The 25,822-nt window shown below is 64.9% G+C and carries 22 protein-coding genes and 1 pseudogene; 18 read left to right on the forward strand and 5 right to left on the reverse strand.

What is annotated here, in order from left to right:
• The 8 genes and pseudogenes from CEY05_RS27500 to CEY05_RS27535 form a co-directional block, all read left to right on the forward strand.
• Positions 1 to 957: pseudogene (locus tag CEY05_RS27500) on the forward strand (DNA polymerase III subunit gamma/tau); the annotation flags it as partial.
• A 74-nt stretch (positions 958 to 1,031) separates the two neighbouring features.
• Positions 1,032 to 1,358 (forward strand): YbaB/EbfC family nucleoid-associated protein, encoded by a 327-nt coding sequence (locus CEY05_RS27505; protein WP_088600474.1) that lies wholly within the window; start codon positions 1,032 to 1,034, stop codon positions 1,356 to 1,358.
• A 13-nt stretch (positions 1,359 to 1,371) separates the two neighbouring features.
• Positions 1,372 to 1,980 carry a recombination mediator RecR gene (gene recR / locus CEY05_RS27510; protein WP_088600475.1) on the forward strand — a complete coding sequence of 203 codons (609 nt, stop codon included), beginning with the start codon at positions 1,372 to 1,374 and terminating at the stop codon, positions 1,978 to 1,980.
• A gap of 88 nt (positions 1,981 to 2,068) precedes the next feature.
• Positions 2,069 to 3,346, forward strand: a complete 1,278-nt coding sequence (locus CEY05_RS27515; protein ID WP_088600476.1) for a CaiB/BaiF CoA-transferase family protein — start codon at positions 2,069 to 2,071, stop codon at positions 3,344 to 3,346.
• Complete coding sequence (locus tag CEY05_RS27520; protein WP_088600477.1) at positions 3,343 to 4,383, forward strand: ABC transporter substrate-binding protein; 1,041 nt, start codon at positions 3,343 to 3,345, stop codon at positions 4,381 to 4,383. The genes CEY05_RS27515 and CEY05_RS27520 overlap by 4 nt, the downstream gene beginning before the upstream one ends.
• A complete protein-coding gene (locus CEY05_RS27525) occupies positions 4,376 to 5,185 on the forward strand; it encodes an ABC transporter ATP-binding protein (protein WP_088600478.1) in 810 nt (269 codons plus the stop codon). The genes CEY05_RS27520 and CEY05_RS27525 overlap by 8 nt, the downstream gene beginning before the upstream one ends.
• Before the next feature lie 9 nt (positions 5,186 to 5,194).
• A complete protein-coding gene (locus CEY05_RS27530; RefSeq protein WP_088600479.1) occupies positions 5,195 to 5,989 on the forward strand; it encodes an ABC transporter permease in 795 nt (264 codons plus the stop codon).
• Between the two features lie 96 nt (positions 5,990 to 6,085).
• A complete protein-coding gene (locus CEY05_RS27535; protein ID WP_088600480.1) occupies positions 6,086 to 6,610 on the forward strand; it encodes a carboxymuconolactone decarboxylase family protein in 525 nt (174 codons plus the stop codon).
• 33 nt (positions 6,611 to 6,643) lie between these two features.
• Here the strand turns inward: CEY05_RS27535 and tal are convergent, their stop codons facing one another.
• Positions 6,644 to 7,594, reverse strand: a complete 951-nt coding sequence (gene tal / locus CEY05_RS27540; protein WP_088600481.1) for a transaldolase — start codon at positions 7,592 to 7,594, stop codon at positions 6,644 to 6,646.
• Between the two features lie 269 nt (positions 7,595 to 7,863).
• On the opposite strand from tal, the gene carA reads away from it, so the two are divergent.
• The 3 genes from carA (at position 7,864) to CEY05_RS27555 (ending at position 13,207) form a co-directional block, all read left to right on the forward strand.
• Complete coding sequence (gene carA / locus CEY05_RS27545; RefSeq protein ID WP_198952927.1) at positions 7,864 to 9,027, forward strand: glutamine-hydrolyzing carbamoyl-phosphate synthase small subunit; 1,164 nt, start codon at positions 7,864 to 7,866, stop codon at positions 9,025 to 9,027.
• A gap of 10 nt (positions 9,028 to 9,037) precedes the next feature.
• Complete coding sequence (gene carB / locus CEY05_RS27550; RefSeq protein ID WP_088600482.1) at positions 9,038 to 12,283, forward strand: carbamoyl-phosphate synthase large subunit; 3,246 nt, start codon at positions 9,038 to 9,040, stop codon at positions 12,281 to 12,283.
• A 150-nt stretch (positions 12,284 to 12,433) separates the two neighbouring features.
• Positions 12,434 to 13,207: an SDR family oxidoreductase gene (locus tag CEY05_RS27555; RefSeq protein WP_088600483.1), complete on the forward strand. Its 774-nt coding sequence runs from the start codon at positions 12,434 to 12,436 to the stop codon at positions 13,205 to 13,207.
• A gap of 32 nt (positions 13,208 to 13,239) precedes the next feature.
• On the opposite strand, the gene CEY05_RS27560 is transcribed toward CEY05_RS27555, so the two are convergent.
• A complete protein-coding gene (locus CEY05_RS27560) occupies positions 13,240 to 13,881 on the reverse strand; it encodes a histidine phosphatase family protein (RefSeq protein ID WP_088600484.1) in 642 nt (213 codons plus the stop codon).
• Positions 13,882 to 14,232: 351 nt separating this feature from the next.
• On the reverse strand, positions 14,233 to 14,694 hold the full coding sequence (locus CEY05_RS27565; protein WP_088600485.1) for a FlxA-like family protein: 462 nt from the start codon (positions 14,692 to 14,694) through the stop codon (positions 14,233 to 14,235).
• Positions 14,695 to 15,097: 403 nt separating this feature from the next.
• On the opposite strand from CEY05_RS27565, the gene CEY05_RS27570 reads away from it, so the two are divergent.
• Together CEY05_RS27570 and greA are read left to right on the forward strand one after the other, a co-directional pair.
• A complete protein-coding gene (locus CEY05_RS27570; protein ID WP_088600486.1) occupies positions 15,098 to 16,414 on the forward strand; it encodes a solute carrier family 23 protein in 1,317 nt (438 codons plus the stop codon).
• A gap of 466 nt (positions 16,415 to 16,880) precedes the next feature.
• Complete coding sequence (greA, locus tag CEY05_RS27575) at positions 16,881 to 17,357, forward strand: transcription elongation factor GreA (protein ID WP_088600487.1); 477 nt, start codon at positions 16,881 to 16,883, stop codon at positions 17,355 to 17,357.
• Positions 17,358 to 17,486: 129 nt separating this feature from the next.
• On the opposite strand, the gene CEY05_RS27580 is transcribed toward greA, so the two are convergent.
• The gene (locus tag CEY05_RS27580; RefSeq protein WP_088600488.1) at positions 17,487 to 18,104 is read right to left on the reverse strand and encodes a YhbY family RNA-binding protein; all 618 of its coding nucleotides are present in this window, start codon (positions 18,102 to 18,104) and stop codon (positions 17,487 to 17,489) included.
• A 17-nt stretch (positions 18,105 to 18,121) separates the two neighbouring features.
• Between CEY05_RS27580 and CEY05_RS27585 the strand changes: the two genes are divergently transcribed.
• From CEY05_RS27585 to CEY05_RS27605, 5 genes are all read left to right on the forward strand, one after another.
• Positions 18,122 to 18,757 (forward strand): RlmE family RNA methyltransferase, encoded by a 636-nt coding sequence (locus CEY05_RS27585; protein WP_088600489.1) that lies wholly within the window; start codon positions 18,122 to 18,124, stop codon positions 18,755 to 18,757.
• Between the two features lie 199 nt (positions 18,758 to 18,956).
• Positions 18,957 to 20,843, forward strand: a complete 1,887-nt coding sequence (gene ftsH, locus CEY05_RS27590; RefSeq protein WP_088600490.1) for an ATP-dependent zinc metalloprotease FtsH — start codon at positions 18,957 to 18,959, stop codon at positions 20,841 to 20,843.
• 17 nt (positions 20,844 to 20,860) lie between these two features.
• Positions 20,861 to 21,700 (forward strand): dihydropteroate synthase, encoded by an 840-nt coding sequence (gene folP / locus CEY05_RS27595; protein WP_088600491.1) that lies wholly within the window; start codon positions 20,861 to 20,863, stop codon positions 21,698 to 21,700.
• Positions 21,697 to 23,037, forward strand: a complete 1,341-nt coding sequence (glmM, locus tag CEY05_RS27600; RefSeq protein WP_088600492.1) for a phosphoglucosamine mutase — start codon at positions 21,697 to 21,699, stop codon at positions 23,035 to 23,037. The genes folP and glmM overlap by 4 nt, the downstream gene beginning before the upstream one ends.
• A gap of 251 nt (positions 23,038 to 23,288) precedes the next feature.
• Positions 23,289 to 24,119: a GNAT family N-acetyltransferase gene (locus CEY05_RS27605; protein ID WP_088600493.1), complete on the forward strand. Its 831-nt coding sequence runs from the start codon at positions 23,289 to 23,291 to the stop codon at positions 24,117 to 24,119.
• Between the two features lie 118 nt (positions 24,120 to 24,237).
• Here CEY05_RS27605 and ppx read toward each other — a convergent pair whose 3' ends face one another.
• Entirely contained in the window at positions 24,238 to 25,725 is a 1,488-nt protein-coding gene (ppx, locus tag CEY05_RS27610; protein ID WP_088600713.1) for an exopolyphosphatase, read from the reverse strand.
• Positions 25,726 to 25,822 lie beyond the last annotated feature (97 nt).

The following is a 25,822-nucleotide window of genomic DNA, read 5'->3' on the forward strand; positions in this document are numbered from 1 at the left end:
TCGGCTGCGCCGGCTTCGGCTGCGCCGGCCTCGGCTGCGCCGGCTTCGGCTGCGCCGGCCTCGGCTGCGCCGGCTTCGGCTGCGCCGGCTTCGGCTGCGCCGGCCTCGGCTGCGCCGGCTTCGGCTGCGCCGGCTTCGGCTGCGCCGGCTTCGGCCGGCGCCGGCTCGCCGCCTCCTTGGGATCAAACGGATGCGCCGGCTTCGACGGCTGCCGTGGCGCCGGCGGGCACTGGCTCCACGCAGGCACCTGTGGCAGCGCAAGCGCCCGTTGCAGAGCCCGCCGTCGCCAAGCAAGCGCCCGCCGCCCAGCCCCCCGCCGCTGACGAACCCCCATCGTGGGTCGACGAAGTCATCCCGGACGATGCCCAGGGCGGCTACGCTGGTGACGGCGCCTACTTCGGCAACGAGGACGGTTTCACCGCCAGCGCCGACGCTGACGACGACGGGTTCGAAACCCTGAGCGCCGGCATGCCCGCCGACGATGCCCCCCGCCGCGCGCCGGTGGCCAACCGCGCCCCCGCCGGCCGCCGTGCATCCCGTGCGCCACGCCTGGCCGACATGGACCCCGCATCCTGGCCCGCATTGGCCGCCAAGCTGCCGGTCACCGGCCTGGCCGCCGAAGTGGCGCGCCAGAGCGAATGGGCCGGCCTGCAGGGCGATCTGGTGCGCCTGCGCCTGGCCGTAAAGACCCTGGTCGACAGTGCCAGCAAACAGCGCCTGCAAACGGTCCTGTGCGAACACTTCGGCCAGGCCGTCCGCCTGGAAGTCGAGTTCGGCATCACCGGCGACGGCACGGCCCACGCCGTCGCACAGCACGAACGCGCAGCTCGCCAGCAGGCCGCGGAGGAAGCGGCCGTGGCCGATCCGTTCGTGTTGGCCCTGGTCAACGATTTCGGCGGCAAGATCGTGCCCGGTTCCATCCGCGCCATCGAACCGCCGCTGGCCGCCGCGGCATGAAGCGCGCCGGCCAGAACCCAAAGCCCAAAAACTGAAGACTCCCCCTCCTCATTTCCCAGAAGGACGCACCCATCATGATGAAAGGACAATTGGCCGGTTTGATGCGCCAGGCGCAGCAAATGCAGGAAAACATGAAGAAGGCCCAGGAAGCGCTGGCCGACATCCTGGTCGAAGGCGCCTCCGGTGGCGGCCTGGTCAAGGTGACGATGTCCTGCCGCCACGACGTCAAGCGCGTGGCCATCGATCCCAGCCTGCTGGGCGATGACAAGGACATGCTGGAAGACCTGGTCGCGGCGGCGTTCAACGACGCGCTGCGCAAGGCCGAAGCCACCAGCCAGGAAAAGATGGCCGGCGTGACCGCCGGCATGCCCATGCCCCCCGGCATGAAATTCCCCTTCTGATCCACGGAGCCGCATGGAGCCCTTGCTGCCTGAACCCGAGCCGCTGCTGGCGCTGATCGAGGCGCTGCGCCGCCTGCCCGGCGTCGGCGTGCGTTCGGCGCGCCGCATGGCCTACCACCTTCTGCAGCACGATCTGCAGGGGGCCGAGCTGCTCGGCCGCGCGCTGGCCGGCGCCACCACCAACCTGCGCCACTGCGCGCGCTGCAACAGCTTCGCCGAAGACGAAATCTGTGCAACGTGTGCCAACCCGCGCCGCGACCCCTCGCAGTTGTGCATCGTCGAGACCCCGGCGGACCAGAACATGATCGAGTCCAGCCACGGTTACCGCGGCCTGTACTACGTGTTGATGGGCCGGGTGGCGCCGCTGGAAGGCGTGGGCCCGCGCGAGCTGGACTTCGAACGCGTGCTGCGCCGCGCCGCTGATGGCGTGGTCACGGAAGTCATCCTGGCCACCAATTTCACGGCCGAGGGCGAGACCACCGCCCATTTCCTGGGCGAAGCGCTGCGCGAACGTGGCTTGTCGGTAACGCGTCTGGCGCGGGGCGTGCCCGCCGGCAGCGAGCTGGAATATGTGGACGCCGGTACGATTGCCTGGGCGCTGATGGAGCGTAAGTCCGCATAGAAGCGGCGGCATAAACGCAGCGGCATAAACGCGGCGGCATAAGAATGCCGACATGAAAACGTCGGCCTGAAACTACGGAGACGCCAGGATGTCAGCCTTGGCTGGATTGAAAGTACTGGAACTGGGCACGCTTATCGCGGGCCCTTTTGCTGCCCGCTTGTTCGGTGAGTTCGGTGCCGACGTCATCAAGGTGGAAACCCCCGCCGGACCGGACGGCAAGGGCGGCGGCGATCCCATCCGCACCTGGCGCCATCTGCATGAAGGCAATTCACTGTGGTGGACGGTGCAGGCGCGCAACAAGCGCTCGATCGCGCTGAACCTGAAGGACGAGCGGGCCCGCGAGATCGCCTTGCAACTGGCGCTCGAAGCCGACGTCGTCGTCGAAAACTACCGTCCCGGCGTTCTGGAAAAGTGGGGCCTGGGCTACGAACAGCTGCGCGCGCGCAATCCCTCCACCATCATGGTGCGCCTGTCGGGCTACGGCCAGACCGGCCCGATGCGCGACATGCCCGGCTTCGGCGCCATCGGCGAATCGATGGGCGGACTGCGCTACGTGTCCGGCCACCCGGACCGGCCGCCCGTGCGGGTCGGCATCTCCATCGGCGATTCGATAGCCGCCCTGCACGGGGTCATCGGCGCCATGATGGCATTGCGCCATCGCGATGCCACGGGCGGCCGCTGGGATGGCCAGAAGGGCGGCCAGGGCCAGATGGTCGACGTGGCGCTGTACGAGTCCGTCTTCAACATGATGGAAAGCCTGGTGCCCGAGTACGACGTGGCCGGCGTGGTGCGCGAGCGCACCGGCGGGGCCTTGCCGGGCATCGTGCCGTCCAACACCTACACCACGGCCGACGGCCAGAACATCGTCATCGCCGGCAATGGCGACGCCATTTTCCTGCGCCTGATGCAGGGCATCGGCCGCGCCGACCTGGCCGCTGACCCGGACCTGGCGCGCAACGACGGCCGCGCGCGCCGCGTGGAGGAAATCGACGGCGCCATCCAGCAGTGGTGCGACGGCCAGCAGATCGAAGGCGCGCTGGAAACCTTGCGGCGGGCCGACGTGCCGGTAGGCAAGATCTTCAGCGTGGCGGACATGTTCACCGACCCGCAATTCCTGGCGCGCTCCATGATCGAGCAGCATCATTTCCCCGACGGCACGCCGGTGAAGCTGCCCGCGGTCAGCCCCAAACTGTCCGCCACGCCGGGCGCCACGCGCTGGCTGGGCCCGGACTTAGGGGAACATACGGAGGAAGTCCTGCAGGGGCTGGGGTATGATTCCGCGACAATCGCAGAGCTGGCCCAATCCGGCGCGATCGGAATCCGCCGCCCGCAGGCCGCGGATCACACATCGGAGACACAAAAATGACAGTCACTCGCCGTGAACTGCTCAAGCTGGCCGGCTCGGCCGGCGTCATGAGCCTGGCCCCCGCCTTCGCGCGGGCCGCGAAACTTGAAAAGACCAAGGTGGCGATCGCCGTCGGCGGCAAGGCCCTGGTGTACTACCTGCCCCTGACCATCGCCGAAGTGCGCGGCTACTTCAAGGACGAAGGCCTGGAAGTCACCATCGCCGACTTCGCCGGCGGCGCCAAGGCCCTGCAGGCCGTGGTGGGTGGCAGCGCCGACGTGGTGTCGGGTGCCTTCGAACACTCGCTGAACCTGCAGTCCAAGGGGCAGTACTACCGCAACTTCGTGCTGCAGGGCCGCGCCCCGCTGATCGGTTTCGGTGTCTCCACCAAGACCATGGCGAACTACAAGTCGCCGGCCGACCTCAAGGGCAAGAAGATCGGCGTTACGGCGCCGGGCTCCTCGACCAATATGGTGGTCAACTTCTTCCTGGCCAAGCATGGCCTGAAGCCTTCGGACGTTTCCATCATCGGCGTTGGCGCCGGTGCCGGCGCCATCACCGCGCTGCGCTCGGGCCAGATCGACGCCATGTCCAACACGGACCCGGTGGTCACCGCGCTGGTCAGCGCCGGCGACATGAAGATCATCGCCGACACGCGCACCCTCAAGGACACGCGCGACATCTTCGGCGGCAACATGCCGGCCGGCACCCTGTACACGGCGCAGAGCTATATCGACGCCAATCCCAACACGGTGCAGGCCCTGGCCAATGCCATCGTGCGCGCGGACAAGTGGATCCACTCGGCCAGCATCGACGAGATCGCCAAGGCCGTGCCGGCCAACTACCTGCTGGGCGAACCGGAGGTCTACAAGGCGGCCCTGAAGGCCAGCCTGGAAGGGCTGTCCCCCGACGGCCTCATCCCCGAGGATGGCGCCGCCACCGCGGTCAAGGCCCTGGCCGCCTTCGTGCCGGACTTCGATGCGGCCAAGGCCGATCCGTCCAAGATCTGGACCAATGAATTCGCCAAACGCGCCAACGAGAAATACCCGAATGGCTGAAGCAGCACTTTCGCTGGACAACATCACCTGCACGTTCGTTTCCCGCGAAGGCGGTGGCCAACGCTACACCGCCGTGCGGGAATCCACGCTGACGGTCGCCGCCGGCGAATTCGTCTCCGTGGTGGGCCCCACCGGCTGCGGCAAGTCCACCCTGCTGAACGTGGGGGCGGGCCTGCTGGCGCCCACCAGCGGGCAGATCAAGGTGTTCGGCGAGCCCCTCAAGGGCATCAACCGGCGTGCCGGCTATATGTTCCAGGGCGAAGCCTTGCTGCCCTGGCGCAATGCGCTGGACAACGTCAAGGCCGGCCTGGAATTCGCGCATGTGCCGGCCGCCGAGGCCGACGAGCGCGGCCGTGAATGGCTGCGCCGTGTCGGCCTGGGCGGATCGGAGGATCGTTATCCGCACCAGATGTCGGGCGGCATGCGCAAGCGCGTGATGCTGGCGCAGACGCTGATCCGCGATCCAGACATCATCCTCATGGACGAGCCGTTCTCCGCCCTCGACATCCAGACGCGCCAGTTGATGGAAAACGAGGTGCTGGACCTGTGGATGGCCAAACGCAAGGCCGTGCTGTTCATCACGCACGATCTTGACGAAGCCATCGCCATGAGCGATCGGGTGGTTGTGCTGTCGGCTGGCCCGGGCACGCATCCTATCGGTGAATTCCATATCGACCTGCCGCGCCCGCGCGACGTTGCCGAAGTGCGCAGCCATCCGCGCTTCGTCGAACTGCACGCCGCCATCTGGGATGTGCTGCGTGAAGAGGTCCTGAAGGGCTACGCGCAGCAGAAGCGGGTGTAGGTCCTAGCCATGTCCAATATGATCAAACCCGGTTCCAAGTCACTGCGCGTCTGGCAGTTGTCGCTGTTGATTATCCTGTTGCTGGCGTGGCATCTCGCCTCGCGCAGCCAGAACGTCGCCTTCTTCTTCGGCGAACCCCTCAAGGTCGCCCAGCGGGTGTGGGCCTGGTTCGTCACCGATGCCGACGTCTACCAGCATCTGTGGGTGACCCTGTCCGAAACCGTGCTGGCCTTCATCATCGGCACCGTCGCCGGCCTGGGCTGCGGCCTGTGGCTGGGGCTGTCGCGCGGCTCCAGCCTGGTGCTGGATCCCTACATCAAGGCCGCCAACTCCATGCCGCGCGTGATCCTGGCGCCCATCTTCGGCATGTGGTTCGGCCTGGGCATCTGGTCCAAGGTGGCGCTGGCCGTGACGCTGGTGTTCTTCATCGTGTTCTTCAACGTCTACCAGGGCGTGCGCGAAGTCAGCCCCACCTTGCTGGACAACGCCCGCATGCTGGGCGCGGATCGCCGCCAGTTGCTGCGCCACGTCTACCTGCCGTCGGCCACCAGCTGGGTGTTTTCCAGCCTGCATACGTCCGTGGGCCTGGCCTTCGTCGGTGCCGTGGTGGGTGAATACCTGGGCTCGGCCAGCGGCGTCGGCTACCTGATCCTGCAGGCCGAAGGCACGCTGGATGTGAATACGGTCTTCGCCGGCATCGTGGTGCTGACGGTGTTCGCCCTGGTGCTGGATGGCCTGGTCACCCTGGCGGAAAAGCGGCTGATGAAGTGGCGGCCCAGCGCCGGCGAGACCGAAAAGCTCTGATTCTCAAAGCGCCGATCCTTTTACGCCGTATCAACCATCCCCGCCCAGGTCGCCTTTCCGGCAGCGCCGCGCGGGGATTTTTTATAGGATGCCCGCATGGCCCGCCTGCCGTATGCCGACCTGACTACCGAAGAAGCCCAGCCCCTGGTTGAACGCATCGTCGCCGAGCGCGGTAGCGTGCTGCTGCTCTACCAGATGCTGTTGCACAGCCCGCCGGTGGCCAGCGGCTGGTTGAACTACCTGACCGCGATACGGCAGTTGAGCACGCTGCCGGGGGATTTGCGGGAACTGGTCATCATGCGGGTCGCCGGCATCAATGGTGCGCCTTATGAGGCGGACCAGCATGCGCCCATCGCGCTGAAGGAGGGCATCAGCCAGGCCCAACTGGATGCGCTGGACCGCTGGCAGGATTCCGCGCTGTTCGATGCCCGCACGCGTGCCGTGCTGGCGTATGCGGACGCGATGACCCGCCAGGTGCAGGTGCCGCAGGACGTCTTCGACGCCGTCCTGGCCGAGCTGGGTCAACGCCACACGGTGGAGCTGACCGCCACGGTGGCGGCGTACAACATGGTCTCGCGCTTCCTGGAAGCGCTGCAAGTGCACACCCACGACGAAGCGTAGGCGCCCCCACGCTGCGTGCGGGCGCCGCGTTTTTTACCGCAGGTCTTCGATCAACTTGTCCAGCTTGACCGCGTCCGCCGCGAAGGCGCGGATGCCTTCGGACAGTTTCTCCGTCGCCATGGCGTCATCGTTGAGCTGGGTGCGGAAGGGAATCTCGCTGGCATCCACGCGTTCCTGCGCCCCGCCGTCCGCGGCGGGCTTCAGCTGTGCGGGCACTTCGCCCTGGGTCTCCGCCAGCGTCGTCAGCAGATCCGGGCTGATGGTGAGCAGATCGCAACCGGCCAGGGCCAGGATCTGGCCGACGTTGCGGAAGCTGGCACCCATGATCTCCGTCTCGATGCCGTGGGCCTTGTAGTACTGGTAGATACGGGTGACCGACTGCACGCCCGGGTCATTGGCGCCGGCGCGCTCCGCGTCATTCCACTTCGCGCCCTCGGCCTTCTTGTACCAGTCGTAGATGCGCCCGACGAAGGGCGAGATCAGCTTGGCGCCGGCGTCCGCGCAGGCCACCGCCTGCGGCAGCGAAAACAGCAGCGTCATATTGCAGTTGACCCCTTCTTCCTGCATGACGCGCGCCGCCTGGATGCCTTCCCACGTCGAGGCGATCTTCACCAGGACGCGTTCGCGGGCAATGCCGGCGGCTTCATACAGGGCGATCAGGCCGCGCGCGCGCTCCACGGTGCCACGGGTGTCGAAGGACAGGCGGGCGTCCACCTCGGTGGAGACGCGGCCCGGGACGATTTTCAGGATTTCCGTGCCGAAGGCCACCAGCAGGCGGTCGAGGATCTGCGTTGTCGGCAGGTCCTTGTGCTCGCGCACGGTGCGTTCCAGCAGGGGCTTGTAGGCATCTTTCTGCACCGCCTTGAGAATCAAGGACGGATTGGTCGTCGCGTCGGTCGGGCGATAGGCGCGCATGGCCTCGAAGTCGCCGGTATCCGCCACCACGGTGGTGTGCTGGCGCAAGGAATCGAGTTGGCTGGTCATGAGAGTCTCGGCGATCGGTTGGGGATGAGGCGTCTAGCGTAGCACCGCTGCGCGTAGCCCACAGCCGGGGCGCTGCGCGGCGGGCACGCGGTAGCGCTGGCAGGACTTCGCGGGCGGAGGGCGAATGCGCCGCCCCGGCCCGCGCCAGCGCCCCGCGCAAACAGGGAAAACAGGCCGCTCAGCCTTGACTGGCGCGGGTTTCAGGGAGAAACGGGCTTTCCGGGTATAATTCCAAGGTTTGATTATCGATTCTGAAACCGGGGTTTACTGTGCTGCCGCAACTTTTTCCCGAGGGAACTCATCGTTCTTCTCCCGCAATCTTGGCTCTGGCGGACGGTACCGTTTTTCGTGGAATTTCCATTGGCGCGCCGGGCCATACCGTGGCCGAAGTCGTGTTCAACACGTCCATGACCGGGTACCAGGAAATCCTTACCGATCCCAGCTATAACGGCCAGATGGTCACGCTCACCTATCCTCACATCGGCAATACCGGCGTGAATGGCGAGGACGTCGAGGCCCGTAAAGTGTTCGCATCCGGGCTGATCGTGCGCGATTGCCCGGCTCGCGTGTCGAATTTCCGCTCCACCAGCTCGCTGCCTGATTACCTCAAGGCCCAGGGCATCGTCGCCATTGCCGGCATCGATACCCGCAAGCTGACCCGCATCCTGCGCGAGAAAGGCGCCCAGGGCGGCTGCATCCTGGCCGGTGAAGACACCGACCGCGCCATCGAACTGGCACGCAGCTTCCCCGGCATGTCAGGGCAGGACCTGGCCAAGGTGGTCAGCATCGAGAAGTCCACCGAATGGACCGAAGGTACCTGGGAACTGGGTACTGGCTTCAACCAGCCCGACACCAGCAAGTACCACGTCGTGGCCTATGACTTCGGCGTCAAGACCAACATCCTGCGCCTGCTGGCGGACCGCGGCTGCCGCGTCACGCTGGTGCCGGCGCAGACGCCCGCCGAGGACGTGCTGAAGCTGAATCCGGACGGCCTGTTCCTGGCCAACGGCCCTGGCGACCCCGAGCCCTGCGACTATGCCATCCAGGCCACCCGCGTGTTCCTGGAACGCAAGCTGCCGGTGTTCGGCATCTGCCTGGGCCACCAGATCCTGGGCCTGGCGGTGGGCGGCAAGACGCTCAAGATGAAGACCGGCCACCACGGCGCCAACCATCCCGTGCAGGACGTGCAGAACAAGCGTGTCTACATCACCAGCCAGAACCATGGCTTCGAAGTGGATGCGGCCAGCCTGCCCGCCAACACCCGCGTCACCCACGTGTCGCTGTTCGACGGCACCTTGCAAGGTTTCGAACTGACCGATCGTCCCGCCTTCTGCTTCCAGGGCCATCCTGAAGCCAGCCCGGGACCGCACGACATCATCGTGCTGTTCGACAAGTTCATCAGCCAGATGGCCGGCCACGTTAAGACCGCGTAAAGATTGCACCATGCCCAAGCGTACAGACATTAAAAGCATCCTCATCATCGGGGCCGGCCCCATCATCATCGGCCAGGCTTGCGAATTCGATTATTCCGGCGCGCAGGCTTGTAAAGCCCTGAAGGCCGAGGGTTACCGCACCATCCTGGTGAACAGCAACCCCGCCACCATCATGACCGACCCGGAAACGGCCGATGTGACCTACATCGAGCCCATCACCTGGCAGGCGGTCGAGAAGATCATCGAACGCGAGCGTCCCGATGCGCTGCTGCCCACCATGGGTGGCCAGACCGCGCTGAACTGCGCCCTGGACCTGGCCCACCATGGCGTGCTGGAGCGCCACAAGGTCGAGCTGATCGGCGCCAACGAGCAAGCCATCGAGAAGGCCGAGGACCGCCAGAAGTTCAAGCTGGCCATGACCGACATCGGCCTGGAATCGGCCAAGTCCGGCGTCGCCCATTCGATGGACGAAGCCTGGGAAGTGCAGCGCCGCATCGCGGCCGAGGTCGGCACATCGGGCTTCCCGGCGGTGATCCGTCCCAGCTTCACCATGGGCGGTTCGGGCGGCGGTATCGCCTACAACGCCGAAGAATTCGAAACCATCTGCCGGCGCGGCCTGGAAGCCTCGCCGACCAGCGAGCTGCTGATCGAAGAGTCGCTGCTGGGCTGGAAAGAGTTCGAGATGGAAGTCGTGCGCGACAGCGCCGACAACTGCATCATCGTCTGCTCGATCGAAAACCTCGATCCCATGGGCGTGCACACGGGCGACTCCATCACGGTGGCGCCGGCGCAGACGCTGACGGACAAGGAATACCAGATCATGCGCGACGCCTCGATCGCGGTGTTGCGCGAGATCGGTGTCGATACGGGCGGTTCGAACGTGCAGTTCGCCGTCAACCCGGCCAACGGCCGGATGATCGTCATCGAAATGAACCCGCGGGTGTCGCGCTCGTCGGCGCTGGCTTCCAAGGCGACCGGTTTCCCTATCGCCAAGGTCGCCGCGCGCCTGGCGGTCGGCTACACGCTGGACGAACTGAAGAACGAAATCACCGGTGGCGCCACGCCGGCCTCCTTCGAGCCGACCATCGACTACGTGGTCACCAAGGTGCCGCGTTTCGCCTTCGAGAAATTCCCCACCGCCGATGCGCGCCTGACCACCCAGATGAAGTCGGTGGGCGAAGTGATGGCCATCGGCCGTACCTTCCAGGAATCCTTCCAGAAGGCCCTGCGCGGCCTGGAAGTGGGCGTCGACGGCCTGAACCAGAAGACCACCGACCGCGAAAAGCTGCAGGCCGAACTGGGCGAGCCCGGTCCGGAACGCATCTGGTACGTGGGCGACGCCTTTGCCCAGGGCTTCACCCTGGATGAAGTGCACGCACTGACCCATATCGACCCGTGGTTCCTGTCGCAGATCAAGGAAATCGTCGACATCGAGCTGGCCCTGGAGCAGAAGACCCTGGCCGACCTCGACTATGACACGGTGTGGCAGCTCAAGCGCCGCGGCTTCTCCGATCGCCGCCTGGCCTTCCTGCTGGACACGTCGGAAACAGAAGTGCGCCGCCTGCGCCACCAGCTCAACGTGCGCCCGGTGTACAAGCGCGTGGATACCTGCGCCGCTGAATTCGCCACCAACACGGCCTATATGTACTCGACCTACGAGGAAGAGTGCGAGGCCGCGCCGACCGATCGCAAGAAGATCATCGTGCTGGGCGGCGGTCCCAACCGTATCGGCCAGGGTATCGAGTTCGACTATTGCTGCGTGCACGCCGCCCTCGCCTTGCGCGAAGATGGCTACGAAACCATCATGGTCAACTGCAACCCGGAAACCGTGTCGACCGACTACGACACCTCCGACCGGCTGTATTTCGAGCCGCTGACGCTGGAAGACGTGCTGGAGATCGTGCACAAGGAAAATCCGGTCGGCATGATCGTGCAGTACGGCGGCCAGACCCCCTTGAAGCTGGCGCGCGCGCTGGAAGCCAATGGCGTGCCCATCATTGGCACCAGCCCGGAATCGATCGACGTCGCCGAAGACCGCGAACGCTTCCAGAAGCTGCTGAACAAGCTGGGCCTGCGCCAGCCGCCCAACCGCACCGCGCGTACGGAAGCCGAAGCCCTGGCTCATGCCACCGAAATCGGCTACCCGCTGGTGGTGCGCCCCAGCTACGTGCTGGGCGGCCGCGCCATGGAAATCGTCCATGAGCAGCAGGATCTCGAACGCTACATGCGCGAAGCCGTGAAGGTGAGCAATGACTCGCCGGTGCTGCTGGACCGCTTCCTGAACAACGCCACGGAAGTCGACGTCGACTGCCTGGCCGATGGCCAGACCGTCTTCATCGGCGGCGTGATGGAACACATCGAGCAGGCCGGCGTGCACTCGGGCGATTCCGCCTGCAGCCTGCCGCCTTACTCCCTGTCGGCCGACGTCATCGCTGAGATCAAGCGCCAGACCGGCATGATGGCCAAGGCCTTGAACGTCAGCGGTTTGATGAACGTGCAGTTCGCCATCCAGGGCGGCGACGTCTACGTGCTGGAAGTCAATCCGCGCGCTTCGCGTACGGTGCCGTATGTGTCCAAGGCCACCGGCCTGCAACTGGCCAAGATCGCCGCGCGCGCCATGGCCGGCCGCACCCTGGCCGACCAGGGCGTGACGCAGGAAGTGGTGCCGCCGTACTTCTCGGTGAAGGAAGCGGTGTTCCCCTTCGTCAAGTTCCCCGGCGTCGACACCATCCTGGGCCCGGAAATGAAGTCCACCGGCGAAGTCATGGGCGTGGGCACCAGCTTCGGCGAAGCCTTCGTCAAGTCGCAACTGGCCGCGGGTATCCGCCTGCCGGACTCCGGCACCGCCTTCATCAGCGTGAAGAACCAGGACAAGCCGCGCGCGGTCGAAGTGGCACGTGGCTTGCACGCGTTGGGCTTCAAGCTGGTGGCCACGCGTGGCACGGCCACTGAAATCGAAGCCGCCGGCATTCCGGTGCAGGTCGTGGCCAAGGTCACGGAAGGCCGTCCGCACGTGGTCGACATGTTGAAGAACGGCGAGATCTCGCTGGTGATCAACACGGTCGAGGAACGTCGCAACGCCATCGCCGATTCGCGCACGATCCGTACGCAGTCGCTGGCGGCGCGGGTGACGTTCTACACGACCATCGCCGGCGCCCGCGCCGCGGTGGAAGGCATGCAGTATCTGCGCCAGGGGCACGGCCTGCAGGTGTATCCGCTGCAGGAGCTGCATGCGTCGTTGGCCAAGTCGGCGTAAGCAGTGACGTGACGCTGATGAGATGAGGCCGCCGATGTGATGCCGGGTACGTGATGCCGGATACATGAAGCAGGCGTCGCCGTCGCGGAGGCCAGGCCCAGGTGCCTGGCCTTTTCTTTTGTTTTTCCAGATGCAGGCTCGGGAGGCCATATGCCGCAACACGTATTCATCACGGGCGCGACCAGCGGCTTGGGCAAGGCCTTGGCCGAGCATTACGGCAAGCAGGGCGCCACGCTGGGTTTGCTGGGCCGGCGCGGTGAACGCCTGCGCGCTCTGGCCGACAGCCTGCCCAATGCCGGCGCCCATGCCTGCTACGGCGTGGACGTGTGCGACCGGCCGGCGCTGCATGCGGCCGCGCATGACTTCATTGCCCGTAGCGGCGGGCGGGTGGATGCCGTCATCGCCTGCGCGGGCATCAGCGTGGGCACTCTGACCGATCACCCGGAAGACCACGACGTCTTCGGCGCGGTGATGCAGACCAATGTGATGGCCATGGTCGCGACCTTCGAGCCCTTCGTCGCGCCCATGCGCGAGGCGGGCGGCGGCACCCTGGTGGGGATTTCCAGCGTGGCCGGCGTGCGCGGCCTGCCGGGTGGGGGCGCCTATAGCGCGTCGAAGGCGGCCGTGACCACTTACTGCGAGAGCCTGCGCAACGAGCTGTCGCGTGATGGCATCCGGGTGGTCACGATCGCGCCCGGTTATGTGCGCACGGAGATGACCGCCCACAATCCGTACAAGATGCCGTTCCTGATGGAGGCGGACGAATTCGCCCGGCGCGCGGCCAAGGCCATCGCGCGTGGCGTTTCCTATACGGTGATCCCCTGGCAGATGGGCATGGTCGCGCGGCTGATGCACGTCCTGCCGAATGCCATCTACGACCGCCTGGCGCGCAACGCGCCACGCAAGCCGCGCAAGGGCGAGTAGGGGCGCGCGCAGGGCCGTCGCGCGGCCGCAACCTAGACGATGTCGTCGCCCGCGGCCTTGATGTGGCTGATGTCGCCCCAGCCCATGACGCTCCAGTGGCCGTCCTTGAAGCTCAGGCGATTGACGGCGGTATTCAACAGGACGGCGTCGCGCGGGTGCGTCAAGGGGATGCCTTGCGCATGGCGCCAGGCGATGTCGAGCACGCCGCCGTGGGCGAACAGCAGCACCCGGGCGTCGGGGTGGCGCGCCACCACGTCTTCCATGGTCGTCACCACGCGGTCGCGGAACTGGCGCAGGCTTTCGCCGCCTTCCAGCTGGCGATCGGGCTCACGGCTGTGCCATGCCGCCGCCGCTTCCGGCTGATGTACCGCCAGTTCATTCATGGCCAGGCCTTCCAGCACGCCGTAGCAGCGCTCACGCAACCCGGGCTCCGGCCGCACGCGCACCTGCAGCAGGTCGGCGGCTGCCTGGGCGGTGTCGTGGGCGCGCTGCAGGTCGCTGCTGTAGATCGCTTCGAACGGGCCGCTCTGCGCATCGCGGGTCAGGCGCAGCGCCAGCTTCGCGGCCTGGTCCGTGCCTTCGTCATTGAGCGGGATGTCTTTCCAGCCTTGCAGGCGGCGTTCGCGGTTCCAGGCGGTTTCGCCGTGACGGATCAGCCAGATTTCGGTAGTCATGAGTCGGATTTGCGTGCGGACAGGCGGGCGGCTACGCCGGCAGCGTCCAGGGGTTGTCAACAACCTGGATGGTACCGAGAAATAAAAAAAGGCGCGTTGCCGCGCTTCGGTAAGGGCTGTTCCGTGCCGAGACCGGCATGCTGAGGGCGGCAGTGCCGGCCATGTCCAGCGGGCAAAGGAAAAAGGAATTCCCGGAGGAATTCCTTCTGATTTCAATGCGGGCAGCGACACGAAGAAAAGGAATTCCCAAGGGAATTCCCTTTTGGGCCCCATGCGGGCAGCAACACGAGGGAAGGGAATTCCTTTGTGTGGCAGGGGTGTCGGCAAGGCCGACAGCCGGCCGCGAACGGCTTATGCCGTCGTGCTGATGCCGGACGTCGATGACGAGCTGGCCTGGGCGATCTCTGCCTGCAGTTGCGCGATCTGGCCCTGCAGTTGCGCCGCTTCGCCCGTCAGCGCCCCGATCTGCGCCTGCTTCTGGTCGTCGGAGACATTGCTGGCCTGCAGGCGCTGGATCTGCTGCTGGATCTGGCGCAGCTGTTCCTGCAGCTGCTGCAGTTGCTGTTCCTCGGACGTGGTGTCGTCGGTCGACGAGGATGAAGACGCACTGCCGGCGCCACCCACGGCACCCGCGCCGCCGGACTTCTGCGCGCCCGCCGTGGCGGACGCACTCGATGCACCCGACGCCGCGGTCGTGCCGCTGGCGGCATCCGTGCTGCTGGTGGCATCGGCCTGGCTGGCCGTTTGCGTGGTCCTGGAAGTGACCTGGGTGTAGGTGGCCAGCGAGCTGGTCAAAGGCGAGATCGACGACATGATGAATAAAGCTCCTATATCAGGTGGGCGGCCGCTGCTGCCGTCCGTTGCTAATGGAAGAAACACGGACGCAAACACGGAAAGTGTCTACTGACCGTGACCATGGACGGTTGCGCGGCGCGCATGGCGCTGGCGTGGCGTCTTTCCCTGGGCGCCTGGCCAACTGGTTTTACATACCGAATAACGACGGGCTTTCACAAAACCTTAAGCACCTCTACACTTGCGGCCGCCTGAAAGCGCGGCTTGCAAGTTGCGAACGAGGAGTAAAAGCGGGGGTAATGTATCCGCACTATTCGTTAGATCTGCCTGTTGCAGGGGCAATCTTCATCAAGCTTTCGCAATCGATCGCAAGTTTGGATGCGATCTCCATAATTTCTAATCAATCCGAATCGGGGGGGAGTACATGCCGGGTTCCTATTTTCCGCGCTGGCGTCTGGTCCGCGAGTTGGTGCCTGGCACCGTCATGGCACCCGATGAGCGCATGCCCTGGCCCAAGACCACGGCGATGGGCCTGCAGCACGTCGTCGCCATGTTCGGTTCGACCGTACTGGCGCCCTTGCTGATGGGCTTCGACCCCAACGTCGCGATCCTGATGTCGGGCGTGGGTTCGCTGATCTTCTTCCTGTTCGTCGGCGGCCGGGTGCCCAGCTATCTGGGCTCCAGCTTTGCCTTCATCGGCGGGGTCATCGCGGTGACGGGTTATGGCGGCGCCGGACCCAACCCCAACATCGGGGTGGCGCTGGGCGGCATCATTGCCTGCGGCGCCGTCTATGCCCTGATCGGCGTGCTGGTATGGGCCGCCAATGCCCGCTCCGGCGGCGGTGCCCGCTGGATCGAGGCCATGATGCCGCCGGTAGTCACCGGTGCCGTCGTCATCGTCATCGGCTTGAACCTGGCGCCCATCGCCGCCAAGGGCGCCATGGGCGCGTCGGGCTTCGACGCCAGCATGGCCATCGTCACCGTCCTCTGCGTCGGTTTCATCGCGGTACGCGCCAGGGGCATGCTGCAACGGCTGTTGATCCTGGCAGGCTTGGTCGCGGCTTGCGTGATCTACGCCATCTGCGCCAATGGCCTGGGCCTGGGCAAGCCCATGGATTTCGCCGCCGTCGCGGCGGCGCCCTGGCTGGGCTTGCCGCATTTCGCCACGCCGGTTTTCTCCGCGCCCGCCTTGGGCCTGATCGTGCCGGTGGCCATCATCCTGGTGGCGGAAAACCTGGGCCACATCAAGGCCGTCAGCGCCATGACCGGCCAGGACCTGGACCGCTACCTGGGCCGCGCCTTCGTCGGTGACGGCGTGGCCACCATGCTGTCCGGGGCGGTCGGCGGCACCGGCGTCACCACCTATGCCGAGAACATCGGCGTCATGGCCGTGACCCGCATCTATTCCACGCTGGTGTTCGTGGTGGCGGCGTTGATCGCCATCCTGCTGGGTTTCTCGCCCAAGTTCGGCGCCTTGATCCAGACCATCCCGGGGCCCGTGCTGGGCGGCATGTCGGTGGTGGTCTTCGGCCTGATCGCCATCGCCGGCGCGCGCATCTGGATCGTCAACCGGGTCGACTTCACCGACAACCGCAACCTGATCACCGCCGCCGTGACCCTGGTCCTGGGCGCCGGCGACTTCACCGTCAACCTGCATGGCTTCGCCCTGGGCGGCATCGGCACGGCCACCTTCGGCGCCATCATCCTGTACGCGCTGTTGCGTCCTGCCCGCGCAGGGTGAGGTCAGTTCATGGGAGGTTAACCGCGCGGCTTACGGGGGAGCTCAGCCCCTCGCGCTGAGCGGTAATTCCGGCAATTGCTGTTGAAAAAACCAGTAATGGGGACGGCTTGCAATTCCCTTTAAAGTTGCCGACAATGTCACCTGCTTGCCCCGGTTCATACCCGAGCCGGGGTTTTTTGTCGCCGGGCCGCCCCATGACAAAAAGCGCCCTGATGCGGTTGGACAGTCCGTTTCGCATCGCAGTGGGTCGTTGGCGCAGCGCACACGCGCTGGATTGGGGGCGGTTTTATTTTTTGGTCGAAGCTTGCCGCCGCCGTTTGTATGACGGCTCAGGAAGAGCGGGCGCGAGGCAAGGAGCGAAGCGAGATTCCCCTGCAAAGGTGCGCCGTATGGCGTGCCCCCGTCCGGCACGACCTTGGTCCGAACGCTCCCTGGTGGGGCGTTTTCTACTTTGTTGAGAAAAGTTATGTCTGCGATTCCGTTGACGGTGCGCGGCGCCAAACGCCTGCACGAAGAGTTGCACCGGCTCAAGTCCATCGAACGTCCTTCGGTGATCACTGCGATCGCCGAGGCGCGGGCGCAGGGCGACCTGTCCGAAAATGCCGAATATGACGCCGCGCGCGAGCGCCAGGGCTTCATCGAAGGCCGCATCGCCGAGCTCGAAGGCACGCTGTCGAACGCGCAGATCATCAATCCGCAAGAGCTGGATACCGACGGCCGTGCCGTGTTCGGGGCCACCGTGGAAATCGAGGACCTGGATTCGGGCGACCGCGTGGTCTACCAGATCGTGGGCGACGTCGAGGCCGACATCCGCGCCAACATGATTTCCGTGTCCAGCCCGGTTGCCCGTGCGCTGATCGGCAAATCCGAAGGCGACGTCGTCGAAGTGCAAGCCCCATCCGGCCCGCGCGAGTTCGAAGTAATCAGCGTCCAGTACCTGTAATTCGGGGCGCCCGGCTAGGGGCGCCCGGCTAGGGGCGCCCAGGCAAAAAAAAACAGGCCCTTATGCAAGGGCCTGGGAATTTGTAGTAATGACTGCTGGTGGTCGGTAGTAGCGGGCACAGCGGCCGCTTCAACGCTTGACCGTCTTGCGCGCCGCGGTACCGCGCTGGATGCCACCGGAACGCGCGCCGGCACGCAGGCTCATGGCGCTGCCGGTACGGCGCGGAATGCCGTGGGCGGGCGCGGCGGCCTTGCGGTTGCTGGGGCGCATGGGCTTGCCGGCTGCATTCAGCTCCGACGCATCGTGCCAGACGCGGCTGCGGCCCGCGGGCTCTTCCTCGCGGCGGGGCGCGCGCGACGGCTTGGCCAGGGTCTTGCCGGCGGCGGCCAGTTTCTTCGGCACATGCGGTTCGGACGCCTTGCGCTTCGGGCGGGCGTCGGACACGGCTTGTGGCAATACCGACACGCCATTGGCGAGCGGACGGTAGAGAATGAGCATTTTGCCCAGGTGATGCACCTGCGCGCAGGATAATACGTCGCAGATCTGCGCCAGCATGTCCACGCGGGCCTGGCGATCGTCGCCCGCCACGCGCACCTTGATGAGGCCGTGGGACGTCAGGGCCAGATCGATTTCCTTGAGCACGGCGTCGGAAAGACCCTTGTCGCCAATCAGGACGACAGGACGCAGCGGATGGGCAGCCGAGCGCAGGGCGCTACGTTCGCGGGATGTAATTTCTAATATAGGCATGGCGGAATTGTACGGGAATGGCCAAGAATAAATTCTCCAAAGACTGGTTGCACCAGCACATCAATGACCCTTATGTGAAGATGGCGCAACAAAAGGGTTATCGCGCCCGCGCAGCCTTCAAGCTGCTGGAAATCGTCGAGACCGAAAAGCTCCTGCGCCGCGGGGATGTCGTGGTCGATCTGGGTTCGGCCCCGGGCAGTTGGTCGCAGGTAGCGCGCGAGCGCCTGGTGGGTGCCGGCGGCGTCATCGACGGTCGTATCATCGCGCTGGACATCCTCCCTATGGAGGCTATCGCTGGCGTCGAATTCATACAAGGCGATTTCCGCGAAGATAGCATTTTGAAACAGTTGGAAAATCTTTTGGAAGGGCGCGCGGTAGATCTTGTAATTTCGGATATGGCCCCCAACCTGTCGGGAGTCGAGTCCGCTGACGCTGCCCGTATCGAGCACGTTTGCGATCTCGCCCTTGAATTTTCCTGCGCGCATCTGAAGCCGGACGGCGCGCTTATCGTCAAGGCGTTCCATGGCAGCGGGTTTTCGCAGATCGTCGAATCGTTCAAGAAGCGCTTCAAACGCGTGGTCGAGCGCAAGCCCAAAGCATCGCGGTCAAATTCTTCGGAGACTTTCCTGGTTGGACGGTCTCTCAAAGCCTAGCGAGGTCACTCCTCATTCCAGCCATATGCCCCTTATTATGATTCTTACGAATTAATCGATGATCCTAACGCGGTTGGCCGCCCCGATCATCCCACGCATGCCCTCCACGGGGTAGAATGGCTATTGACATACCAGTGGATGTGCCCTATGGCATTCCTTGCCGCAACCACCGGTCAGAATCGAAAGCAGGAGATTCGCCTTGAACAATTCATTTTCGAAAGTCGCGGTCTGGATGGTGATCGCGCTTGTGCTGTTCACGGTATTTAAGCAGTTCGACGGACGCACCCAATCGCAGGACGGCGTCAGCTATACGCAATTCATGGATGATTCCAAGGCTGGACGCATCCGCAAGGTGGACGTGCAAGGCGACGTGCTTTATGTGACGCCTGACGCGGGCCGCCCGTATACGCTGACTTCGCCCGGCGACATCTGGATGGTCTCCGATCTGCTCAAGTACGGTGTCCAGGTTTCCGGCAAAGCGCGCGAAGAACAGTCGCTGCTGATGAACATCTTCGTGTCCTGGTTCCCGATGCTGTTGTTGATCGGCGTCTGGATCTTCTTCATGCGCCAGATGCAGGGCGGTGGCCGCGGCGGTGCGTTCAGCTTCGGCAAGTCGCGTGCGCGCATGCTGGATGAGAACACCAACCAGGTCACTTTCGCGGACGTCGCCGGTTGCGATGAGGCCAAGGAAGACGTGCAGGAACTGGTCGACTTCCTGCGTGATCCGAGCAAGTTCCAGAAGCTGGGCGGGCGTATTCCGCGCGGCGTGCTGATGGTCGGTTCGCCGGGTACCGGTAAGACGCTGCTGGCCAAGGCCATCGCCGGCGAAGCCAAGGTGCCGTTCTTCAGCATTTCCGGTTCGGATTTCGTCGAAATGTTCGTCGGCGTGGGCGCGGCCCGTGTGCGCGACATGTTCGAGAACGCCAAGAAGCATGCGCCTTGCATCATCTTCATCGATGAAATCGATGCGGTTGGCCGCCAGCGTGGCGCCGGCCTGGGCGGTGGTAACGACGAACGCGAACAGACCCTGAACCAGATGCTGGTGGAAATGGACGGCTTCGAGTCGGGCCAGGGCGTCATCGTCATCGCCGCCACCAACCGTCCCGATGTGCTGGATCCCGCGCTGCTGCGTCCGGGCCGCTTCGACCGCCAGGTGGTGGTGCCGCTGCCCGATATCCGTGGCCGCGACCAGATCCTCAAGGTCCACATGCGCAAAGTGCCGCTGTCGCCCAACGTCGACGCTTCGGTGCTGGCACGTGGCACGCCCGGTTTCTCCGGTGCCGACCTGGCCAACCTGGTCAACGAGGCCGCCCTGTTCGCCGCCCGCCGCAATGGCCGTACGGTCGATATGTCGGACTTCGAAAAGGCCAAGGACAAGATCATCATGGGCGCGGAACGCCGCTCCATCGTGATGCCCGAGGAAGAGCGCAAGAACACCGCGTACCACGAGTCCGGCCACGCCATCGTCGCACGCATGCTGCCCAAGACGGATCCCGTGCACAAGGTCACCATCATCCCGCGCGGCCGCGCGCTGGGTGTGACCATGCAGTTGCCGGAAACCGATCGCTACAGCATGGACAAGCTGCGCCTGCTCAGCACCATCGCCGTGTTGTTCGGTGGCCGTATCGCCGAAGAACTGTTCATGGACCAGATGACGACCGGTGCTTCGAATGACTTCGAACGTGCCACCGCCATTGCCCGCGACATCGTCACCCGCTACGGGATGACCGACGAACTGGGCCCGATGGTCTATGCCGAAAACGAAGGTGAAGTGTTCCTGGGCCGCAGCGTCACGAAGACCACGCACGTGTCGGAAGCGACCATGCAGAAGGTCGATTCCTCGATCCGCCGCATCATCGACGAGCAGTACGGCGTCGCGCGCAAGATCCTGGAAGACAACCGTGACAAGGTCGAGGCCATGACGGCTGCGCTGCTCGAATGGGAAACCATCGACGCGGACCAGATCGACGACATCATCAACGGCCGTCCTCCCCGCCCGCCCAAGGTCCCCCAGGGCCCGTCGGATTCTTCCGATACGCCGCCCAGCGGTCTGGCAACTGGCGGCAACACCGCCGCGGCGGTCTGAGGTCGGTTTTTTAGTAAATGGCCAATAACTTTTTGTGCGGGCGCTTCGAGTTCGACCTCGAGCGCCCGCTGGTCATGGGTATTGTCAATACCACGCCGGACTCGTTTTCCGATGGCGGTGCACACGACGATCCCGCTTCCGCCATCGCGCATGCGCACAAGCTGATCGCCGATGGCGCGAACATTCTCGATATCGGTGGGGAATCGACCCGCCCGGGTGCGCCCGAGGTATCCGAACAGGACGAACTCGCGCGTCTGCTGCCGGTGGTGGAGGGCCTGCGCGATTGCGGCGTGCCGCTGTCCATCGACACCTACAAGCCAGGCGTGATGCGCGCGGTGCTGGATGCCGGCGCGGACATGATCAACGACATCTATGGTTTTCGCATGCCAGGCGCCATCGAGGCCGTTGCGAACACGCGTTGCGGCCTGTGTGTCATGCACATGAAAGGCGAGCCGCGCACCATGCAGGACGATACGACGTATGCGGACCTGCTGGGTGAGATCGGCCTTTTCCTGGGCGCGCGCGCGCAGAAGCTGCGGGCGGCATGGGTCGACCCGCGTCGCATCGTGCTGGATCCGGGCTTCGGCTTTGGCAAATCGACCGAGCAGAACTATCTGCTGCTGCGTCGGCTGGCCACCTTGCGCGTGTCCAGTTATCCGCTGTTGGTGGGACTGTCCCGCAAATCCATGATCGGTAATGTCACGGGGCGCCAGGTAAGCGATCGGCTGGCCGGCAGCATCGCCGGCGCCCTTGCCTGCGTCGCGCGCGGCGCCGCCATCGTCCGCGTGCACGATGTGGCGGAAACCGTCGATGCTTTAAAAGTTTGGCAGGCTGTTGAACAGGGAGCTACTGCGTGAGTCAACGTAAATATTTTGGTACCGACGGCGTTCGAGGTGAAGTCGGTGGCCCGGTGATCAATGCGGAATTCGCTTTGCGGCTGGGCTATGCCGCTGGCCGCGTGCTGGCGGGCGAGTCGTCCACGGCGGGCCGTCCCAAGGTGCTGATAGGCAAGGACACGCGTATTTCCGGCTATATGCTGGAGTCCGCCCTGGAGGCGGGACTGTCGGCCGCCGGAGTCGACACGCTGCTGGCCGGCCCGGTGCCGACGCCGGCGGTCGCCTATCTGACGCGCACCTTGCGGCTCAAGGCCGGTATCGTCATCAGCGCTTCGCACAACCCCTACGAAGACAATGGCATCAAGTTCTTCTCGGCTGGCGGCATGAAGCTGCCCGATGAAGTGGAGAACGCCATCGAGGCCGCCATCGACGAGCCGCTGGGCTGCGTCGGCTCCGAAGCGCTGGGCCGCGCACGGCGTATCGAAGATGCCGCCGGGCGCTACATCGAATTCTGCAAAAGCACTTTTCCCAACGACCTGGACCTCAAGGGCCTGAAGCTGGTGGTGGACGCGGCGCACGGCGCGGCGTATCACATCGCGCCCCACGTCTTCCGGGAATTGGGGGCCGAAGTGCACGCCATCGGCGTGCAGCCGGACGGCTTCAACATCAACAAGGGCGTGGGTGCCATGCACCCCGAGTCGCTGGCGGACGAAGTGCGCGCCCGCGGGGCCCATCTGGGCATCGCGCTGGATGGCGATGCCGACCGCCTGCAGATGGTGGACGGCGACGGCCGTATCTTCAACGGCGACGAGTTGCTGTACGCCATCGTACGGGCGCGGATGCAGCATGCGCCGGTGGCGGGCGTGGTCGGAACGCTGATGACCAATTACGGGCTGGAACGCCAGCTGCAGACGCTGGGCGTCGGTTTCGAGCGCGCCGCGGTCGGCGACCGCTACGTGCTGGAGCAGATGCAGGCGCGCGGTTGGCTCTATGGCGGCGAAAGCTCCGGCCATCTGATCTGCCTGGATTGCCATACTACCGGTGACGGCATCATCGCCGCCCTGCAAGTGCTGACGGCGCTGCGGCGCAACACGACGACGCTGGCCGACTGGGTGACCGACCTGCGCATGTATCCGCAGGAAATGATCAATGTGCCGCTGACCCCGGGCGTCGACTGGAAGACCCATGCCGGACTGAATCAGGCCCGCAAGGACGTCGAGACCCGCCTGGCGGGCCGCGGCCGGGTGCTGATCCGGGCGTCGGGGACCGAACCGAAGTTGCGCCTCATGGTCGAAGCGGAAGACGCCACGGTCGCACGGGCCAGCGCGGAACTGCTGGCGGCGTCACTGGGAGGCTGAGCGCCAGGAGAGGGGGTGGGGGCGCCCCCTTCATTTCGGCATGACCCAGCATCATGTGACAAGTTTTTTTTACCCAGTCGTCAAAACGACTTAATCCTCAGTCAATACTGAAGACTTATTCTGTTCAGGTAAAAAGCCGTAAAAGCGGGTTCCGCCAAAGAGCCACGGGCTTCACAGTCACGTAACATATCGGTCAATTACCTGACATGTAAGGCGTCCACACTATGCGGACACCCTAGGAGTTGGCCCAAATGCTCGAACTAGTTCGTATCGAATCCGATCGCACCACGGCGGAAGCCTGGTCCGGTCCGGTCACCACGGGACTGGTTGTCGGCCTCGCTCGGACGACCGAGGAGATCGAGGAAATACAACGCCTGCGCTACCAGGTCTTCACCGAAGACATGGGCGCGGTATTCCCGGATGACGGCATCGACCAGGATCGTTTCGATCCCTGGTGTGAACATCTGATGGTGCAAGAGCTGGATACGGGCCGCGTCGTCGGCACCTATCGCCTGCTCACGCCGGAGAAGGCGCGCGAAGCGGGCGGTTACTATTCCGCGTCCGAATTCGACCTGACCGGCCTGGGTCCCTTGCGCGACCAACTGGTCGAGGCAGGGCGTTCCTGCACCCATCCCGAGCATCGCAACGGTACGGTCATCATGCTGCTGTGGTCCGGCGTGGCGGAATACATGCGCCGCGGCGGCTACCGGTATCTGCTGGGCTGTGCCAGTGTCAGCCTGCGCGACGACGGCGTTACCGCCGCCGAAGTATGGCGTGCCGTCGCCCCTCATCTGAAAGACCAGACCCTGCCGCGCGTCGCGCCTCTGCACCGTTATCCGGTGGAGAAGCTCAACAGCACCACGCTGCCGGCGCGCGTACCGCCGCTGATCAAGGGCTACCTGAAGCTGGGCGCCAAGATCTGCGGCGAACCGGCCTGGGATCCCGATTTCAACGCGGCCGATTTTCCGGTGTTGCTGGATATGGATGCAATGGACGAGCGTTATCGCCGTCACTTCGGCTTGCCGGCGGTGCCGGCGGAAACAAACGCCCAGGCCGACGGCCGGGCGCGCAAGGTGGCTTAGTCCCATCACTCATCGCCGGGGTTCGGCGGCATCCCATCCTTATCTGGACAACACCATGCGCCGAACCCTTAGAAGAATGAAGATCCGGCTGGTGCGGCGGGCCACCCGCCGCTTTCGCCTAAAGCTCAAGCAGCTCGAACGAGAAACCTACTTTGCGCCATTCTGATTCTTCGGCGTGAAGGGTGAAGTCGCTGAGCGGATGGGCGTTCAGCCATTCATTGTCCACGCGTATCACGATGGACTTCTCACGTACCGATAGCGTCAGCGGCAGGGTGGGCAGGTCTTCGCGCCGGCGCAGCAGCAGCACCGCCAGGCGCAGGGACAGCACCGCCAGCCATTGATCGCGCGTGCGCACCAGCGGTTCCAACTTGGCCAGCTTGCCTTGGTGGCCCAGGGCCAGCATCGCCAGCACCTGCTGGTCGGCCCGCGAGAACCCCGGCATGTCGGCGTTGCCCAGCACATAGGCCGAATGCTTGTGGTAATCGTTGTGGGCGATGGACAGGCCCACCTCGTGCAGGTCCGCGGCCCAGCCCAGCAGATGCCTCAGCTCGCCACGCTCGCTGTCCGGCGCCGTCAGTCCTGAAAACAGCGCCAGCGCGACGCGCCTGACGCGCGCGGCCTGGTTCATGTCGATGTGATAACGCCGCATGAACTGGCGGACCGATTCATCGCGCTTGTCGTGTTCGTCGTCACGGCCCAGCAGGTCGTACAGCACCCCCAGGCGCAGCGCGCCGTCACCGGTATGCATGACGTCGATGTTCAGTTCGTCGAACAAGGCGCTCATGATGGCCAGGCCACCGGGCAGCACGTCGGCGCGCTCGGTCTTGATGCCGGGCAGTTCCGACGGAATGACACGGCCCGAACGGATGATGCGGTCCTTCAGCTTGCTCAGGCCAGTGCGGGTGATGCCCGTCGTGGAAAAACCACATTCGGTCAGGATGGCGTACAGGGCCTTGGCAGTGCCGGACGAGCCGTAGACCTCCTTCCAGCCCATCTTGCGGTATTGCTTGGAGATCACTTCGATCTCGCGGCGCGCCGCCAGCTCGGCCTGCTTCATCTGGTGCGCATCGACCACGCCGTCCTGGAAGAACTGGCGGCTGTAGCTGACACAGCCCATGTAAAGCGAAGACATCAGGCCCGGCTCGAATCCCTTGCCGATGATCACTTCGGTGGACCCGCCGCCGATGTCGATGACCAGGCGCTTGTTGGTCGAGGGGGGCAGGGTGTGGACCACGCCGGAGAAAATCAGGCGCGCCTCTTCCCGGCCGGCGATGACTTCAATGGGAAAGCCCAGGGCCGCTTCCGCGCGGGGCAGGAAGTCGGCGGTGTTACGGGCTACGCGGAAGGTATTGGTGGCGACGGCCCGCACGCGGTTGGGATGGAAGCTGCGCAGGCGTTCGCCGAAGCGTTCGAGTACGGCGACCGCGCGGTCTATGGCTTCCGGGGACAGGCGTTTGTCGGCATCCAGGCCGGCGGCCAGGCGTACGGTCTCTTTCAGACGATCGATCTGATAGATCTGTTCAGAGCCCTCCTGCTGCGTGACCCGGCCTATGGACAGGCGGAAACTGTTGGAACCGAGGTCGACGGCGGCGAGAAGATGATCCATGCGGCGCTGCAATAAAGACATTGATGCGCTCCATTATAGGGACTCAATGTGACGACCCCCAAGGCGGGCGCCGCAAGCGTGAAATTCCGGGTACGCT

The organism is Achromobacter sp. HZ34 (genome assembly GCF_002209485.1).
GTDB lineage: Bacteria > Pseudomonadota > Gammaproteobacteria > Burkholderiales > Burkholderiaceae_B > Bordetella_C.

Coding starts and splice junctions, on each gene's coding strand:
- CEY05_RS27505 (WP_088600474.1), top strand. CDS start 1,032: ATGATGAAAGGACAATTGGCCGGTTTGATGCGCCAGGCGCAGCAAATG.
- recR (WP_088600475.1), top strand. CDS start 1,372: ATGGAGCCCTTGCTGCCTGAACCCGAGCCGCTGCTGGCGCTGATCGAG.
- CEY05_RS27515 (WP_088600476.1), top strand. CDS start 2,069: ATGTCAGCCTTGGCTGGATTGAAAGTACTGGAACTGGGCACGCTTATC.
- CEY05_RS27520 (WP_088600477.1), top strand. CDS start 3,343: ATGACAGTCACTCGCCGTGAACTGCTCAAGCTGGCCGGCTCGGCCGGC.
- CEY05_RS27525 (WP_088600478.1), top strand. CDS start 4,376: ATGGCTGAAGCAGCACTTTCGCTGGACAACATCACCTGCACGTTCGTT.
- CEY05_RS27530 (WP_088600479.1), top strand. CDS start 5,195: ATGTCCAATATGATCAAACCCGGTTCCAAGTCACTGCGCGTCTGGCAG.
- CEY05_RS27535 (WP_088600480.1), top strand. CDS start 6,086: ATGGCCCGCCTGCCGTATGCCGACCTGACTACCGAAGAAGCCCAGCCC.
- tal (WP_088600481.1), bottom strand. CDS start 7,594: ATGACCAGCCAACTCGATTCCTTGCGCCAGCACACCACCGTGGTGGCG.
- carB (WP_088600482.1), top strand. CDS start 9,038: ATGCCCAAGCGTACAGACATTAAAAGCATCCTCATCATCGGGGCCGGC.
- CEY05_RS27555 (WP_088600483.1), top strand. CDS start 12,434: ATGCCGCAACACGTATTCATCACGGGCGCGACCAGCGGCTTGGGCAAG.
- CEY05_RS27560 (WP_088600484.1), bottom strand. CDS start 13,881: ATGACTACCGAAATCTGGCTGATCCGTCACGGCGAAACCGCCTGGAAC.
- CEY05_RS27565 (WP_088600485.1), bottom strand. CDS start 14,694: ATGTCGTCGATCTCGCCTTTGACCAGCTCGCTGGCCACCTACACCCAG.
- CEY05_RS27570 (WP_088600486.1), top strand. CDS start 15,098: ATGCCGGGTTCCTATTTTCCGCGCTGGCGTCTGGTCCGCGAGTTGGTG.
- greA (WP_088600487.1), top strand. CDS start 16,881: ATGTCTGCGATTCCGTTGACGGTGCGCGGCGCCAAACGCCTGCACGAA.
- CEY05_RS27580 (WP_088600488.1), bottom strand. CDS start 18,104: ATGCCTATATTAGAAATTACATCCCGCGAACGTAGCGCCCTGCGCTCG.
- CEY05_RS27585 (WP_088600489.1), top strand. CDS start 18,122: ATGGCCAAGAATAAATTCTCCAAAGACTGGTTGCACCAGCACATCAAT.
- folP (WP_088600491.1), top strand. CDS start 20,861: ATGGCCAATAACTTTTTGTGCGGGCGCTTCGAGTTCGACCTCGAGCGC.
- CEY05_RS27605 (WP_088600493.1), top strand. CDS start 23,289: ATGCTCGAACTAGTTCGTATCGAATCCGATCGCACCACGGCGGAAGCC.
- ppx (WP_088600713.1), bottom strand. CDS start 25,725: ATGGATCATCTTCTCGCCGCCGTCGACCTCGGTTCCAACAGTTTCCGC.